Source organism: Caenispirillum bisanense (assembly GCF_039523075.1).
Lineage (GTDB): Bacteria > Pseudomonadota > Alphaproteobacteria > Rhodospirillales > Rhodospirillaceae > Caenispirillum > Caenispirillum bisanense.
Genome location: NZ_BAAAEP010000078.1, coordinates 1 through 13094 on the forward strand (window position 1 = coordinate 1; position 13094 = coordinate 13094).

Consider the following 13094-nt stretch of genomic DNA (forward strand, 5'->3'; position numbering starts at 1 on the left):
GCGTACCCGCCCCCTGGTGGAGAGCATGCGGACCTGGATCGACGCCCAGCTCGCCGGCGTGTCCGGCAAGGCGCCGCTCGCCGAGATCCCGCGCTACGCCGTCAACCACTGGGCCGGCCTCTGCGTCTTCCTCGGCGACGGCCGCGTCGAGATGGACTCCAATGCCGTCGAGCGTTGCATCCGGCCGGTGACCCTGGTCAGAAAAAATGCGCTGTTCGCCGGCTCCGACGGCGGCGGCGACCACTGGGCCATCGTCGCGTCCCTCATCGAGACGGCGAAGCTGAACGGCGTCGAGCCCTTCGCCTATCTGAAGAGCATCCTCGAGACGATCGTCGCCGACTATCCCGCAAGCCGGCTGGACGAGCTCCTGCCCTGGAACTGGAAAGCCGCCGTCAACGGCTGATCACCGTGGGCGATATGCCCCACCTCATGCGGCCATACCCCTTCGCGGACAGGGGGCATTATTGGAAGCCGACTGGGGGTCAGGTTTCGACGCCGATTGACAAGTAGAGCGCCTTGATCCTGTCGCCGCGTTTCCCGCGGAAAAGGAAGATGTGGCCGCTGAACGGATCGCGCCGCAGCTCCTCCTGGACGAGAACGGAGAGGCCGTCGAAGCCTTTGCGCATGCCCACCGGTCCGGCCGCCAGATGGACGCGCACGCCGGGCGGCAGGCCGATCACAGATCCCGCACCGCCGCCAGGACGGCCCGCAGGTGAGCCGCCTTCACACCCTCCGGCACCCGCACGACGAAGCCGCGCGGCGTGACGATCTCCATTCCCCGCGATATCGTCTGGGCCTCCACCGGAGGCGGCTCGGGGATGACCTGGGCGCCTTCCACCGTCACCTCGGTGAGGATGAAGCGGATGCGCTCGGCCTGTTCGGGGGCATCTGGTCGGCGCTGTCGAGGACCGTGCGGCCGGCGCGCGACTCAGGAACCGGAGCCTGCTGTTCGAACTGTTGCAGGAGCCGTCCGGGATCGACGGTGCCGGGCAGTGTCTGGGCTCCAGCTTCCCCCGCCAGCGCGGCCAGCGCCGCACCAGCCAATAGCACCGTCCGCATGAGCCATGTCCGCATGAGCCATGCCCCCATGAACACCGCCTTATACGCTACCTCATTTTAGGGAGGCGATCAACGGTGTGCGTCGGTGCCGCTGATTGGGCTCACGCGGCGGCGTCCCGGATGTCCCGCACCCGGTGGGCGTAGGTGTGACGCGCCAGGGCGTGCGCGCGCGCGGCTTCCGTGATCCGGGTTCGGCAGGCGGGATCGCGGAAGGTGTCGAGCGCCTCCTCCAGATTGGCGAAATCCGTGGAGAGCGGGATATAGTGCTCTCCGGCCGTCAGGATGCCGTTGTAGCGTCCCTCGATCAGGATCTGGCAGGTGCCGGTGCCGATGGCGTCGAAATGGCGCGACGAAATGCACTTGCCATAGAAATCCGGGCGCTGCCGTCCCTGGAAAAAGCGCTCATGCACTTCGGCGAAGGTCAGTTCCTCGTTGACGGTGCTTTCATGGCGGATGACCCCCCGGCTCAACATCTTGCGGGCCGCGGCGCGCATCCACCAGGGCAGCTTGTGGCCCAGCCGGCGCAAGGGGGAGTCGTTGGCGATCATCATGCCGCGCCCGCGGAAGCGCTCGGCCGTCCAGGCCCGGATCGCCTCCATGGTGGCGTCGTCGCGCTCCAGGAACCAGCTTCCGGCCTCGGATGAGACCGTGCCCTTGCAGGTGTTGAGGAAGCCCGCCCACCCTGCCCGGTCCAGGCGCTCGGTCGAGATATCCACCGTCAGGCCGGGAGCGCCGCCCGGCGTGGCGAACAGATCGTGCAGCCGGTTGCGTTCGTCGTCACCGAGGTGTGCGAGGTAGCGTACGGCGCGTACACCGATGTCCACCGTGCGCCGCTCATCGGGCTGTTCCGGTCGGAAGGCTTGTGGGTTGAGGGCGTGGGGGATCGCCAGCACCCGCCGCCCGACCAGATCCCCCCACAGATACTCGCCGGCGTCCAGCGGCAGTTGGGTGGCGATGAAGTCGGGGCGGATCGCCTGGAAAACAGCGCGCTTGGCCGAGATCGGCGAACCGGGAAGGCTCACCTCGTTGCCGACGAACGACAGCAGCAACCCCTTGCGCGCCGCCAGAAGCGGCACGAGGGGTTCCAGATAGATCGTCGTGTCGCCGTTGGTGGAGTGCAGCAGAACCACCAGATCGGCTTCGGGCAGCGCCGCCTTCAGGGCCTCCCCGATGCCCCGCTGGCAGATGTTGAGTTCGCGGCAGTCGAACTCCCGCGCCTGCCGGAACGCATCGAGCCAGTCGTCGTAATAGCTCAGCCGTGTCGTGTAATCCGCGTAGAGGACCAGGGTTGAAAGGCTCGATAGGCTCATGCGGCGTCCCTGATCAGGCCGAGGATCGCCTGTGCCGCCCGGCCGTCGCCGTATTCGGTGATGGTGCGGCGGGGCGCATAGTCCGGCCCCTTCCACAGGCGGTTCCAGCCGGCGTCCACCGTCTCCACCCATTCGGTTTCCGAGCGCAGCGTGGTGCAGGGCTTGCGGTGGAAGTAGGCTTCCTTCTGCACGCCACCGGAATCGGTCAGCACCTCGGCGCAGCCGCCGAGCAGCGCGGCCATGTCCAGATAGCCCACGGGCGCGATGGTGCGCAGACCGTCGAAGCCCAGGCCGAAGCGTTCGGCCGCCTGACGGGTGCGGGGATGCAGCGGCAGCACCACCGGCCGCTCCGCGGCGCGGCCGCGCAGATACTCCAGCACCTCGGCCAGATGCGCGGCCGTGTCGGTGTTCTCCGCCCGGTGGATGGTGGCCAGGGCGAAGCCGCCCGGCTCCAGTCCCAGGTCGGCGAGGATCCGGGATTCCGTCCCGGCCCGGCGGACCGCGTCGAGGGTGGCGTCGTACATCACATCGCCCACATGGTGCACGCCGCCGGTGATCCCTTCGCGGGCCAGATTGGCCACCGCCGCCGTGGTGGGGCAGAACAGCAGCCGGCTGACGTGGTCGGTCAGCACCCGGTTGACCTCTTCCGGCATCGCCCGGTTGAAGGACCGCAGCCCGGCTTCCACATGCGCCACCGGAATCAGCAGCTTGGCGGCGGCGAGGGCGCCGGCGATGGTCGAGTTGGTGTCGCCGTACACCAGGACCCAGTCGGGCCGTTCCGCCAGCATCACCGCTTCCAGCCCTTCCAGCATGCGGCCGGTCATCTGGCCGTGCCCTCCGCCATGCACCCCCAGGTGATGGGCCGGCTGCGGGATGCCGAGTTCGCGGAAGAACACGTCCGACATGCCGGGGTCGAAATGCTGGCCGGTATGGACCATCACCTCGGTCATGCCCTCGGCCTCGGCGAAGGCGCGGCTGACCGCCGCCGCCTTGATGAACTGCGGCCGCGCGCCGACGATGGTGAGGACCTTGATCATCGTTCCTCTCCTCCTACAGGCGGGCCATGAAATGGTCGTGCTGGGCCATGCAGCGGGCGATGGTCGCCTGATTCTCGCGGGTCCAGGCGACGGTGCGTTCGATGCCCTCGCGCACCGACACCGCGGCCTCGAAGCCGAGTTCGCGGCGGGATTTCTCGGTCGAGCCGAAGCGCTTGCCCGAGCGGTCCCAGTCGCGGGCCGGGCGCAGATCCAGCGGCGTTGTGTTGCCGGTGGTCTCGTTGATGATGGTGGCCAGTTCCAGGATGCTGGTCTCGATGCCCGAGGCCAGGTTGTAGACCTCGCCGGCCGCGCCGCGGGCGGCGCAGGCCATCAGGCCCCTCGCCATGTCCTCCACGAAGATGAAGTCCCGGCTGGCGTTGCCGCCGTTGTCCAGCGGCAGCGCCTCCCCGTTCAGCGCCTTCCAGATGAAGGTAGGGGTGACGTTGCGCCAGACGGTGTGCGGCGTGCCGCGCCAGCGGCCGGCGCCCAGGATCTCGCGCGGGCCGAAGACGTTCTGGAAGCGCGCCTTGACGATGGGCAGGCCGTGGCGCATCCAGTAATAGTTGCCGTACAGCTCGCCGATCAGCTTGGAGATGGAGTAGGGGCTGTCGTGGTAGAGCGAGACCGGCGCCTCCTCGGTGGTGGGCTTGGCCTCGTCGAAGGTCTTCTCGGCCACCGCGCAGCCGGCGGCGGCATACACCACCTTCTTCAGCGAGCGGATGTCCTTCAGCCGCTCGAACAGCTTCAGGCTGGTCAGCGTGTTGTTCTCGTGGTCGGCCAGCGGGTCGTGGATCGAGGACTGGTTGCCGTGGTAGCAGGCCAGATGCCAGGCATAGTCCAGGTCGTCGGGCAACTGGCCCAGGATGCGGTCGTCGGCGATGCTGCCGAACAGGAACGTCACCGCGGGATGGTCCGGCACGTTGCTGATGTCGGCCGACAGCAGGTTGTCGACGATGATCACCCGGCGCGGCTGCCGCTCCAGCAGCTTCAGCACCAGATTGCTGCCCACGAAGCCGGCGCCGCCGACGACCAGGATGTTGGCGTCCTTGAATTCCATGGAATTACCCTCAGTGAAGCTGCTGTCCGCGGCAGGCCGTCGCCGCCGGCCTGCCGCGAGGAACGCATGACGCGCCGCCCGTCATCCCCCGGAAGGCGCGCCTTCCGGGGGCAGGATCACGATGCCTTGGGGGCGGCGAGATGGCTGTGGATGTCCGTGACCCCGTGCGCGTCGTACCAGCGCAGCATGCGGGCGATGGTGTCGGCGAAGCCGATTTTGGCCTCCCAGCCCAGCACCTGCCGGGTGCGCGATGGGTCGAGGACCACGGCCGGCACGTCGTCGGCGCCCGGCGGCACCACCGGCACCGGTTCGGCCGGCACGATCCCCAGGTAGCCGCACACCGCGTCGAAGACGTCCTTGATCGAGCGGCCCTCGCCGGTGGAGACGTTGAACAGACCGGTCGGCGCGTCGTCGCGCATGACCACGTCCATGATGGAGAAGAAGTCCTCCATGTCCAGGAAGTCGCGCACGGTATCGGAGCAGAAGCATTTCTGCCCGGCCTTGAGGCGCTTGTAGAAGGTGGGGATCGGCCCGATCGCCAGCCGCGGCCCGGTGATGTTGGCCAGCCGCAGCGACACCAGAGGCAGCCCCGCCATCAGCGCGTACTGCTCGCCGGCGGTCTTGGAGATGCCGTAGCTGGTAAAGGGCCGGGTGGGGTGATCCACCGGGATCGGAACCTGCTCGGGCCGTCCGTAGCACAGCGCCGTCTGGAAGTTGACGAAGCGCCTGACCGCATGACGCTTCGCCGCATCGACGACGTTGATGGTGCCGGTGACGTTGGTGGCGACGTCCTCGCGCCAGTCGGCTGGGTCCTTGTAGGCCGCCGCCGAATGGATCACATGGGTCGGCTGGAAATCGCCGAAGCAGCGGTCGACGAGGCCGCTGTCGGCGACCGAGCCCTCGACCACCGTCAGGCCCGCCACCGGCGGCAGCACCTCGCGCTTGCCGGTGGCGAAATTGTCGATGACCAGGACCTCGTGGCCAGCGGGGATGTAGCGCTCGATCAAGTTCGAGCCCAGGCAGCCGGCGCCGCCGGTGATCAGGATGCGCAAGGGTCGCTCCTTACTTCTTGTCGAGCTTGAGGTGGGTGTAGCCCCCCACCACACCGAAAGCGCGGTAGTATTCGATGGCGGCGCGCACCGTTTCCTTCAGCGGCGTGAACTCGATCGCGCCGAAATCGGCGAACGTCCGCGACGGATCGAGCAGGATGGAGGGCGCATCGTCGGGGCCGAGCTGGCGGATTTCCGGCTCCGGATAGTCGTTCAGCTTCATGGCCTCGACCACCGCGTCGTACAGCTCCTTGATCGCCACGTCGGTGCCCGAGGAGAAGTGATAGGCGCCGTTGCCCTTGCCGTCGGCGGCGCTCAGCACCGTGCGGGCCAGATCCTTGACGAAGACGAAGTCGCGCCGCGCCGTGGTGACGAAGCACTTCTTCCCCTCCGACAGGCGCTGGAAGAAGATCGGCAGCGGCCCCGACACGTTGCGCGGCCCGACCACGTTGGCGAGGCGGAAGGTGACATAGTCCAGCCCGGAGATTTCCAGGTAGTCCTCGGCCGCCGTCTTGGAGATGGCGTAGCTGCTGTTGGCCGGGAATTTGGGGTGGTCCAGCCGGATCGGCTGCTGCAGCGGCTTCACGCCATAGCACAGGGCGGTCTGGAAATAGATGAAGCGCCCGACCTTGTTGTCCTTGGCGGCGCGGACCAGATTGGCGCCGCCGACGCAGTTGGTCAGGGTGTCGTTGTACCAGTCCTCGGGGTCCTTGTAGGACGCGGCGGTGTGGATCAGCACGTCCGGCTTGAAGTCGCCCACCAGCTGGTCGATCAGCGGCTTGTTGGCGATCGAGCCCTCGACGAAGCGCAGGCGGTCGTGGGCGGCGAGGTGCTCAGGCCGTCCGGTGGCGAAATTGTCGATGGCCAGCACCTCGTCGCCGCGCTCCAGCAGCATTTCGGCGATGTGGGAGCCGACTTGGCCGCAGCCACCGGTGATGAAGGCTTTCATGGTTGAATGACCTCGTTCTCGGAATGAGCGTCGTCGAGCATGGCGCGATAGTCGGCCGCCCGGTCGTGGAAGGTCTGGTGCCACAACTCCAGGCTCAGCAAGCCCCAGGTCTTGCGCGAAAAGCGGCCAGCCCGGTCGAAGTTGCGCAGCACCGCATCGGCGTTGATGTACGGCCGATGCTTTTCCCTCAGATTCTGGAAGATGTCCACCACGTCCTGGCGGAGATCGCCGGCGAACCATTCCTTGAGGGGCACGGGGAACCCCATCTTGTCACGCCGGTGGGCGATGTCGTGGGGCAGCACGTCGGCGAAGGCGGTCTTCAGCAGGCGCTTCAGGTGGCCGCCTTCGAACTTGACGTCCGCCGGCACGGTGGCGGCGAATTCCACCAGCGGGTGGTCGAGCAGCGGCACCCGGCTTTCCAGCCCATGGGCCATGCTCATGCGGTCCTCCACATGCAGCAGGGCCGGCAGCAGGCACTTGAAGTCGAAGTGCGTCATGCTGTCGAAGTAGGCTTCCTTGCGCACGTTGGACTTGTTGTTGAAGATGGCCTTGAAGTCCTCGGCGACCTTCCGGCGGTCCAGCGCGCTCCAATCGACCTCGTCCTGCATATCGACCGAACGGTCGATCAGGCGGAAGTAGCGCTCGTCCAGCGGACCGAACAGCCCTTCGCGCCAGAATTCCGCCATCAGCGGCTTGTATTCGCGCAGCAGCCCGAGGTTCGGAACGATGGATTCGATGGTGACGACGAAGTTGCCGTTCTTGTAGCTGCCGTCCATGGCGGCCTTGATGCACTGCTCGAAATAGGCCAGCAGATAGCGCGCGTAGCCGCCGAAGATCTCGTCGCCGCCCTGGCCGCCCAGCACCACCTTGACCTGCTCGGCCGCCAGCTTGGATACCATGAACTGCGGGAAGGAGCCCGGCCCGGCGACCGGGAAGTCCAGGTGGTGGATGACGTCGCGGATGTGGGTGCGGAAATCCTGGGCCGTGATGTCGATGACGTGCAGTTCGCCGCCCGCCTGCTCGGCCGCCAGTCGGGCGTAGTGGCTTTCGTCGTAGCCGGGAAACTCGGTGAACTTGCCGTGGAAGCCCTTGTGGGCGGCGGCGTCAGTGCGGCCGGCAAGCAAGGCGATCAGGCTGGAATCGATGCCCCCCGATATGTAGGCGCCGACCGGCACGTCGCTGCGCAGGTGCAGGCTCAGCGAATCCTCGACCAGCTCCACCAGGCGGTTCTGGAAATAGGGCGGGCTGTGGTCGAAATCGACCTCGTAGCGCACGTCCCAGTAGCGCCAGACCCGGACCGTATCGTCCTCCACCATCAGGGCGTGGCCGGGCATAAGCTGCCGGATCCCCTTGAACAGGGTGTGCTCGCCGATCGTGTACTGGAAGGTCATGTACTCGGCCAGGGCCGAGGGGTCGGTGTCGATTTCGGGCAGGAACGGCAGCAGCGCCTTGGCTTCGGACGCGAAGTACAGCACGCCGTCCGCCACGGTGTAGTAGAACGGCTTGATGCCGAAGCGGTCGCGGGCGCAGAACAGGCGCCTGCGCCGCTCGTCCCACAGCGCGAAGGCGAACATGCCGCGCAGTTCATGCACGCAGTCGGTGCCGTGGCGGTCATAGGCCGCCAGGATGCACTCCGTGTCCGAGCGCGAGCGGAAGGACCAGCCGGCACCGGCGTAGCGCTCGCGCAGCTCGACATGGTTGTAGATCTCGCCGTTGAAGGCGATGGTCGTGCCGTTGGCCGCCTCCATCGGCTGGGCCGCGGCGGGGGTCAGGTCGATGATGGCGAGCCGGCGGTGGGCCAGACCGCATGCGCCGCCCGGATTGGTCCAGGCGCCGCTGCCGTCAGGGCCGCGGTGGGCGATCAGACGCCCCATGGCGGCAAGCGCGCGTCTTGAATGGGGAACCGGGTTGCCCGTCACATCGACGAGGCCTGCTATACCGCACATTGCACCATCATCCGGCAGAAGCTGATTCTGTTCCGATCATCCCCGGTACCGCCAGGCACCGGGCAACGGCCGCCGCATCGCGAGGGGCCTGGGGGGAGTGCTTCGGGGGGGGGACCCGTGTCGGAGGCCCGCACTCAAGGCCGCACCGCCGCCAAGGAAACTCCATCCGGCCGTCCGCCGCAAGGACAGATTCCCCCGCGGCGGCATCAGGACCGGCGGCGGCCGGCGCGAAGCGCGCGCAACCGCCCCTTCATCCGTTCGGCAGCGGCGGGCGAGGCGAGCCGGGCGATCAGCCGGAAGCCGGCGCGGTACGCCGCCTCGCGCGCGGCGCGCAGCCAGCGCCGCCGGTAATAGCGCCAGTCCTGCCGGATCGCGCGCCGCCAGCCGGCCTCGTCATAGGGCCGGGCGGGGGGCCGCCCAGCGGCGGCGTCCAGCGCCTCGTCCACGGTGCGGGCCAGCCGGCCGGGCCCGAAGTCGGGATTGCAGGCGACCTCGCGCCACGCGGCATCGACGATGGCCTGCGCGCGCCCGGGATCGCGCAGGACCGCGACCACCTCGTCCATGTTGGAATGGTCCTTGGCCAGCGGCACATAGTGCCGCCACGGCTCCAGGACGCCGGAATAGCTCCCCGGGTAAAGGATCATCAGGGTGCGCAGGGCCGCCGCCTCGAAGATCCGCGGGGACACCTGGCCGTTGGCGACGACGCCGTCGCAGCCGGCGAAGTAGAGCGTGCTCAGCTCCTCGAAGCCCGCATCGGGATCGCGGGCGAGGTGCGCGGTGACCCGGCGCTCGATCGAGCCGTCCATGTCGAACACGCTGGCGCCGCTTTCCGCCCCCAGGGTCGCCTTGCAGCGGGTCAGGAAGGCGATCCAGGCGTCTCCGTAGAGCCGGTCGTGTTCCGCCAGCGAGATGTCGCAGACGAGGCCGTGGCGCCCCGCATCGGCCTGGAAGCGCAGGCCGATCTCCGCCTTCTCGCGGGCGAGGCGGCCGAGCCATGCGGGCAGGTGCCGCGCCCGGTAACCCACGTCGAGCGGCCGTTCGGCGAAGGGCGGCACCGGGAGATCCGCCAGCCCCGGCGGCACATGGCCGGTCAGCACGTTGATCGTGCGCACCCCGGGAAGGGCGGATTCGGAATAGACCTTTTCGATCTCCGCGGCGGGAACGCAGGTGAAGAGAAGGTCCGCGCGGATCCGCCGCAAGGTCTCCAGGCGTTGCCCGACATTGCGGTGCTCGTCCTGGACGAAGACCGCCTTGAGCCCTCCGTACGCCGCCAGGGCCGCGGTCAGGTCCGGCGTCATCAGAGCGCCGGGGTCGGCCATGACCGAATAGTGGACCAGCACCCCGTCGAAGCGGCCGGGATCGAGGCCGGGCGGCAGGGCGCCGAACACCGACAGGGGGCGGATGCGGTGACGGCTGTGCGCGATCAGCCCATCGATGTGGTCGCGCACGGCGGCGGCGCCGTCGCTGCGGTAATCGCACAGCAGGAGGAGTTCCAGCCTCCGGCTCATGGCCGCGACCCGATCAGCGGGGCGACGAGGTCGAGGAGGCGCCGTTCCTCCACCGGCCAGCTCAGTTCCGCGGCGGCCCGCTCGGCCCCCCGGCGCAGCCGGTCCCTCAGGCCGGCATCGCCGCCCAGACGGTCCAGCGCCGCCGCGAGCGCCGCGGGTTGCGTCAGGTCCACCTCCAGCCCCAGTTCGAACCGGCGCACCAGCCCGACCACTTCGGGCAGGCCATCGCCGGCTAGAACCGGCAGGCCGGCGGATACCGCCTGGAAGAACCCGTTGGGCAGGGCCGCGCGGTAGTTGGAGGTCAGCGGCACATAGATCACCGCGGCGGCATCCGCCGTCCGTACGAAGGGAATCAGCCGATGGGGCGGGACCGGGCCGACGAAGTGGGTGCGTGCTCCGACGCCGAGCGCCTCCATGACGGGGCGGTGGACCTCGTACCCGGCGCCGACGAAGGCGACGTGCACCGGCCGGGCGGTGGCGCGCAGCGCCTGTCCCAGTTCAGCCATCGCCTGCCCCGGCTTGCAGTTGCCGATCACCACCACCAGGGCGTCGTCGGCGCCCAGCCCCAGCCGCCGGCGGATGTCGTCGGGCGGCGCGTCGTCACCGGCGGGCGGTTCGAGGCGGGGATCCTGCACGTTGCGCAGGATGGTCGGCCGCACGCCGTAATGATCGGCCATCATGCCGGCGACGCCTTCGGAGACGGTGACCACCGCGGCGGCGGCCGAGCAGCAGCGCTGCTCGACCCGGCGCAGGAAGGGCCCCACATAGTCGCGGTCGAACGACGTCAGCGTCTCCGGGGGGCGGATTCCGGCATAGAAATCGTGGGCGTCGTAGACCAGGGGCACCCGCCGTCCGGCCCCGCGCAGCGCAGCCGCCGGGTAGAACAGGAAGCCGTGGAGATAGACGAGGTCGGCGGGCGGCAGCCGACGCAGCGCCGCGCCGGCGTACTTCCACAGGAAGCCGGCGCGGTAGAGCTGGAAGATCAGCGTGTCCGCCGGCCCCCAGCCGGTGCCGGCGCGCAGCCAGGAACGGGCACGGGTCTTCCAGCCCGGAGCCGGGGCGGCGGGCGTGCCGGCGGGCGGGGCGGGGGGAGGCAGCGCCGCGCGGGTGTCGAACGAGATCACCGGCACCCCGAAGTCGCCGGGGGAGCGGCTGGGCACCCCCTCCACCACCACGGACCGGCACCCCGCCCGTGCGAAGCTGTGGGCGATGCGCAAGGCCCGGCCATCGGCTTCCAGCGCGGCCGAGGTCATGGACAGCACGGTCGGCCGCCCGCCGGTCATGCCGGCACCTCGACGTTCTTCAGCTCCGCCCAGCGGATGAAGGTGAGCACCCGCCACAGCCGGGTGTCCACCGGCGCATGGCCCGCCAGCATGCCCTGCCACCGCTCGCGCAACGCCTCCGGCCGGATCGGCCCGAGGCAGCGGGACAGGCCGGAGCCCAGCAGCGCCTCCACCCACGGGGCCGAGCGCAGAAGCCAGGAGCGGTCGGGAGCGGCGAAGCCGATCTTGTCGGCGCGGTCGCGGATCGCCGCCGGCAGGCGGTCGGCCAGGGCATGGCGCAACACCGCCTTGGTCCGGCCCTGGTCGTCGATCAGCGCGTTCTCGGGCAGCGAGAACGCCAGTTCCGCGATGTCCTGGGTCAGGAAGGGAACCCGGCTCTCCACCCCGTGCATCATGGAGTTGTGATCCTCGTAGCGCAGATGCGCCGGAAGGGATCGGGTCAGGAAATCCGTCAGCAGGGTCTGGCGCAGGCCGTCGCGGCCATAGCGCGGCACCATGGGCCGGACGTCCACCCCCTGCCGCTCGGCCCAGTCATGGTCCAGCCAGTCGGCATCGGACGACGGTCTGGCCCGGCGCAAACCGCCGATCGCCGCCTCCGGGAGCAGGCCCGCCGCCAGGGTAAGGGCGATGCTCCGCCATCCCATGCCGCTTCGTGCCCGGTAGCGGTTCAGCAGGCCAAGGGCGCCGGGCAGCCGCCCGCCGGCGATCAGCGACCCGATGCGGGCCAGCATGTAGGGGTGGTAGCCGGCGAACATCTCGTCCGCGCCCTGGCCGCCCAGGACGACCTTGATGCCGGTCCGCCGTGCCAGTTCGTACACCTTGTACTCGGCGTAGATGCTCGGGCTTTGCAGGGGGACGTCCTGCCCGTCGATCAGGCGGTCCAGGTCGGAGCGGAACTCCTCCAGGGTCGCCTGCACCTTGTGCAGGTCGAGCGGCAGGCCCTGCGCCGCCAGATCGATCCAGCGGTCTTCGCTCAGCGCGGGATCTTCGCTGATGAAGCTGAAGGTGGGCAGCCGGCCGGCGGATTGCCGGACGATGCTGGTCACCACCGCCGTGGAGTCGATGCCGCCGGACAGGGTCGCCCCGACCGGGACGTCGCTGCGCAGATGCAGCCGGACGCTCGCGTCGAAGCGCTCGCGCAGGCTTTCGGCGGCCTCTTCGAAGGACAGCCGCCGGTCGCTGGCGGCGCGCGGCGTCCAATAGCGCACCGGCGAGCCGGGCTCGACCGTCGTCAGATCCACCTCCATCCAGTGCGCCGGGCGCAGCAGGCGGATGTCGCGGAACAGGGTTTCCGGCCGGTGCTCGATCATTCCGAACCGCAGGAACTCGAAGGCCGGTTGCGGGGCCAGACGGCGGCTGACGAAGGGCAGGTCGAACAGCGCCTTCATCTCGGACGCGCAGGCGAAGCCGCCGGCCCCGCTCGCATAGTAGAGCGGCTTCATGCCGAACCGGTCGCGGGCCAGAAACAGGCGGCCGCGGGCGCGGTCGAACAGGGCGAAGGCGAACATGCCGATGAGGCGCTCCAGCATGCCGCTGCCCCAGGCCGCGTAGGCGGCGAGCAGCACCTCGGTGTCGGAACCGGTGTGGAAACGGAAGCCGGCCCCCCGCAGCTCGTCGCGCAGTTCCAGGTAATTGTAGATCTCGCCGTTGAAGACGATGTGCAGCCGGCCTTCGGGGCAGGACATCGGCTGGTCCGAGCGCGGATCCGGGTCGATGATGGCGAGACGGCGGTGGCCCAGAACCAGGGGGCCGGCGGGGGTGGCGAACTCCCGCCGGCCCGCGCCGTCGGGGCCGCGTTGGGCCAGGCGGTCGATGTGGGCGTCGGGCACCGCAACGCCGACCGAGGCGAACAGGCCGCACATCAGGCCGTCTCCGTCCCGGCTGCGCACGCCTGGA

Annotated in this window: 11 protein-coding genes; 1 reads left to right on the forward strand and 10 read right to left on the reverse strand. The window is 69.2% G+C overall.

Translation table 11 applies throughout. The features are described 5' to 3' along the window. On the forward strand, positions 1-403 hold a 403-nt coding region (locus ABD056_RS21385; RefSeq protein WP_343870134.1), incomplete at its 5' end, for an IS66 family transposase. Positions 404-482: 79 nt separating this feature from the next. On the opposite strand, the gene tnpB is transcribed toward ABD056_RS21385, so the two are convergent. The 10 genes from tnpB to asnB (ABD056_RS21435) form a co-directional block, all read right to left on the reverse strand. Then, entirely contained in the window at positions 483-680 is a 198-nt protein-coding gene (gene tnpB / locus ABD056_RS21390) for an IS66 family insertion sequence element accessory protein TnpB (protein WP_343870135.1), read from the reverse strand. 480 nt (positions 681-1160) lie between these two features. Beyond that, positions 1161-2369 (reverse strand): glycosyltransferase family protein, encoded by a 1209-nt coding sequence (locus ABD056_RS21395; protein ID WP_343870136.1) that lies wholly within the window; start codon positions 2367-2369, stop codon positions 1161-1163. Beyond that, positions 2366-3406 (reverse strand): non-hydrolyzing UDP-N-acetylglucosamine 2-epimerase, encoded by a 1041-nt coding sequence (wecB, locus tag ABD056_RS21400; RefSeq protein WP_343870137.1) that lies wholly within the window; start codon positions 3404-3406, stop codon positions 2366-2368. Before wecB ends, ABD056_RS21395 begins: the two co-directional genes overlap by 4 nt. Before the next feature lie 13 nt (positions 3407-3419). Next, complete coding sequence (locus ABD056_RS21405; protein WP_343870139.1) at positions 3420-4463, reverse strand: NAD-dependent epimerase/dehydratase family protein; 1044 nt, start codon at positions 4461-4463, stop codon at positions 3420-3422. A gap of 116 nt (positions 4464-4579) precedes the next feature. Further along, a complete protein-coding gene (locus tag ABD056_RS21410; RefSeq protein WP_343870141.1) occupies positions 4580-5515 on the reverse strand; it encodes an NAD-dependent epimerase/dehydratase family protein in 936 nt (311 codons plus the stop codon). 10 nt (positions 5516-5525) lie between these two features. Further along, a complete protein-coding gene (locus tag ABD056_RS21415) occupies positions 5526-6461 on the reverse strand; it encodes an NAD-dependent epimerase/dehydratase family protein (protein WP_343870143.1) in 936 nt (311 codons plus the stop codon). Beyond that, positions 6458-8407: an asparagine synthase (glutamine-hydrolyzing) gene (gene asnB / locus ABD056_RS21420; RefSeq protein ID WP_343870144.1), complete on the reverse strand. Its 1950-nt coding sequence runs from the start codon at positions 8405-8407 to the stop codon at positions 6458-6460. Before asnB (ABD056_RS21420) ends, ABD056_RS21415 begins: the two co-directional genes overlap by 4 nt. Positions 8408-8613: 206 nt before the next feature. Then, positions 8614-9915 carry a glycosyltransferase gene (locus ABD056_RS21425; RefSeq protein WP_343870146.1) on the reverse strand — a complete coding sequence of 434 codons (1302 nt, stop codon included), beginning with the start codon at positions 9913-9915 and terminating at the stop codon, positions 8614-8616. Further along, positions 9912-11198: a glycosyltransferase gene (locus ABD056_RS21430; protein ID WP_343870147.1), complete on the reverse strand. Its 1287-nt coding sequence runs from the start codon at positions 11196-11198 to the stop codon at positions 9912-9914. The genes ABD056_RS21425 and ABD056_RS21430 overlap by 4 nt, the downstream gene beginning before the upstream one ends. Beyond that, the coding region (asnB, locus tag ABD056_RS21435; protein WP_343870149.1) for an asparagine synthase (glutamine-hydrolyzing) at positions 11195-13094 on the reverse strand (1900 nt) is incomplete at its 5' end. The genes asnB (ABD056_RS21435) and ABD056_RS21430, both read right to left, overlap by 4 nt.

Bases quoted from the DNA above. Each gene is read 5' to 3' on its own strand.
- ABD056_RS21395 (WP_343870136.1), bottom strand. From the start codon at position 2,369: ATGAGCCTATCGAGCCTTTCAACCCTGGTCCTCTACGCGGATTACACG.
- wecB (WP_343870137.1), bottom strand. From the start codon at position 3,406: ATGATCAAGGTCCTCACCATCGTCGGCGCGCGGCCGCAGTTCATCAAG.
- ABD056_RS21405 (WP_343870139.1), bottom strand. From the start codon at position 4,463: ATGGAATTCAAGGACGCCAACATCCTGGTCGTCGGCGGCGCCGGCTTC.
- ABD056_RS21415 (WP_343870143.1), bottom strand. From the start codon at position 6,461: ATGAAAGCCTTCATCACCGGTGGCTGCGGCCAAGTCGGCTCCCACATC.
- asnB (WP_343870144.1), bottom strand. From the start codon at position 8,407: ATGTGCGGTATAGCAGGCCTCGTCGATGTGACGGGCAACCCGGTTCCC.
- ABD056_RS21425 (WP_343870146.1), bottom strand. From the start codon at position 9,915: ATGAGCCGGAGGCTGGAACTCCTCCTGCTGTGCGATTACCGCAGCGAC.
- ABD056_RS21430 (WP_343870147.1), bottom strand. From the start codon at position 11,198: ATGACCGGCGGGCGGCCGACCGTGCTGTCCATGACCTCGGCCGCGCTG.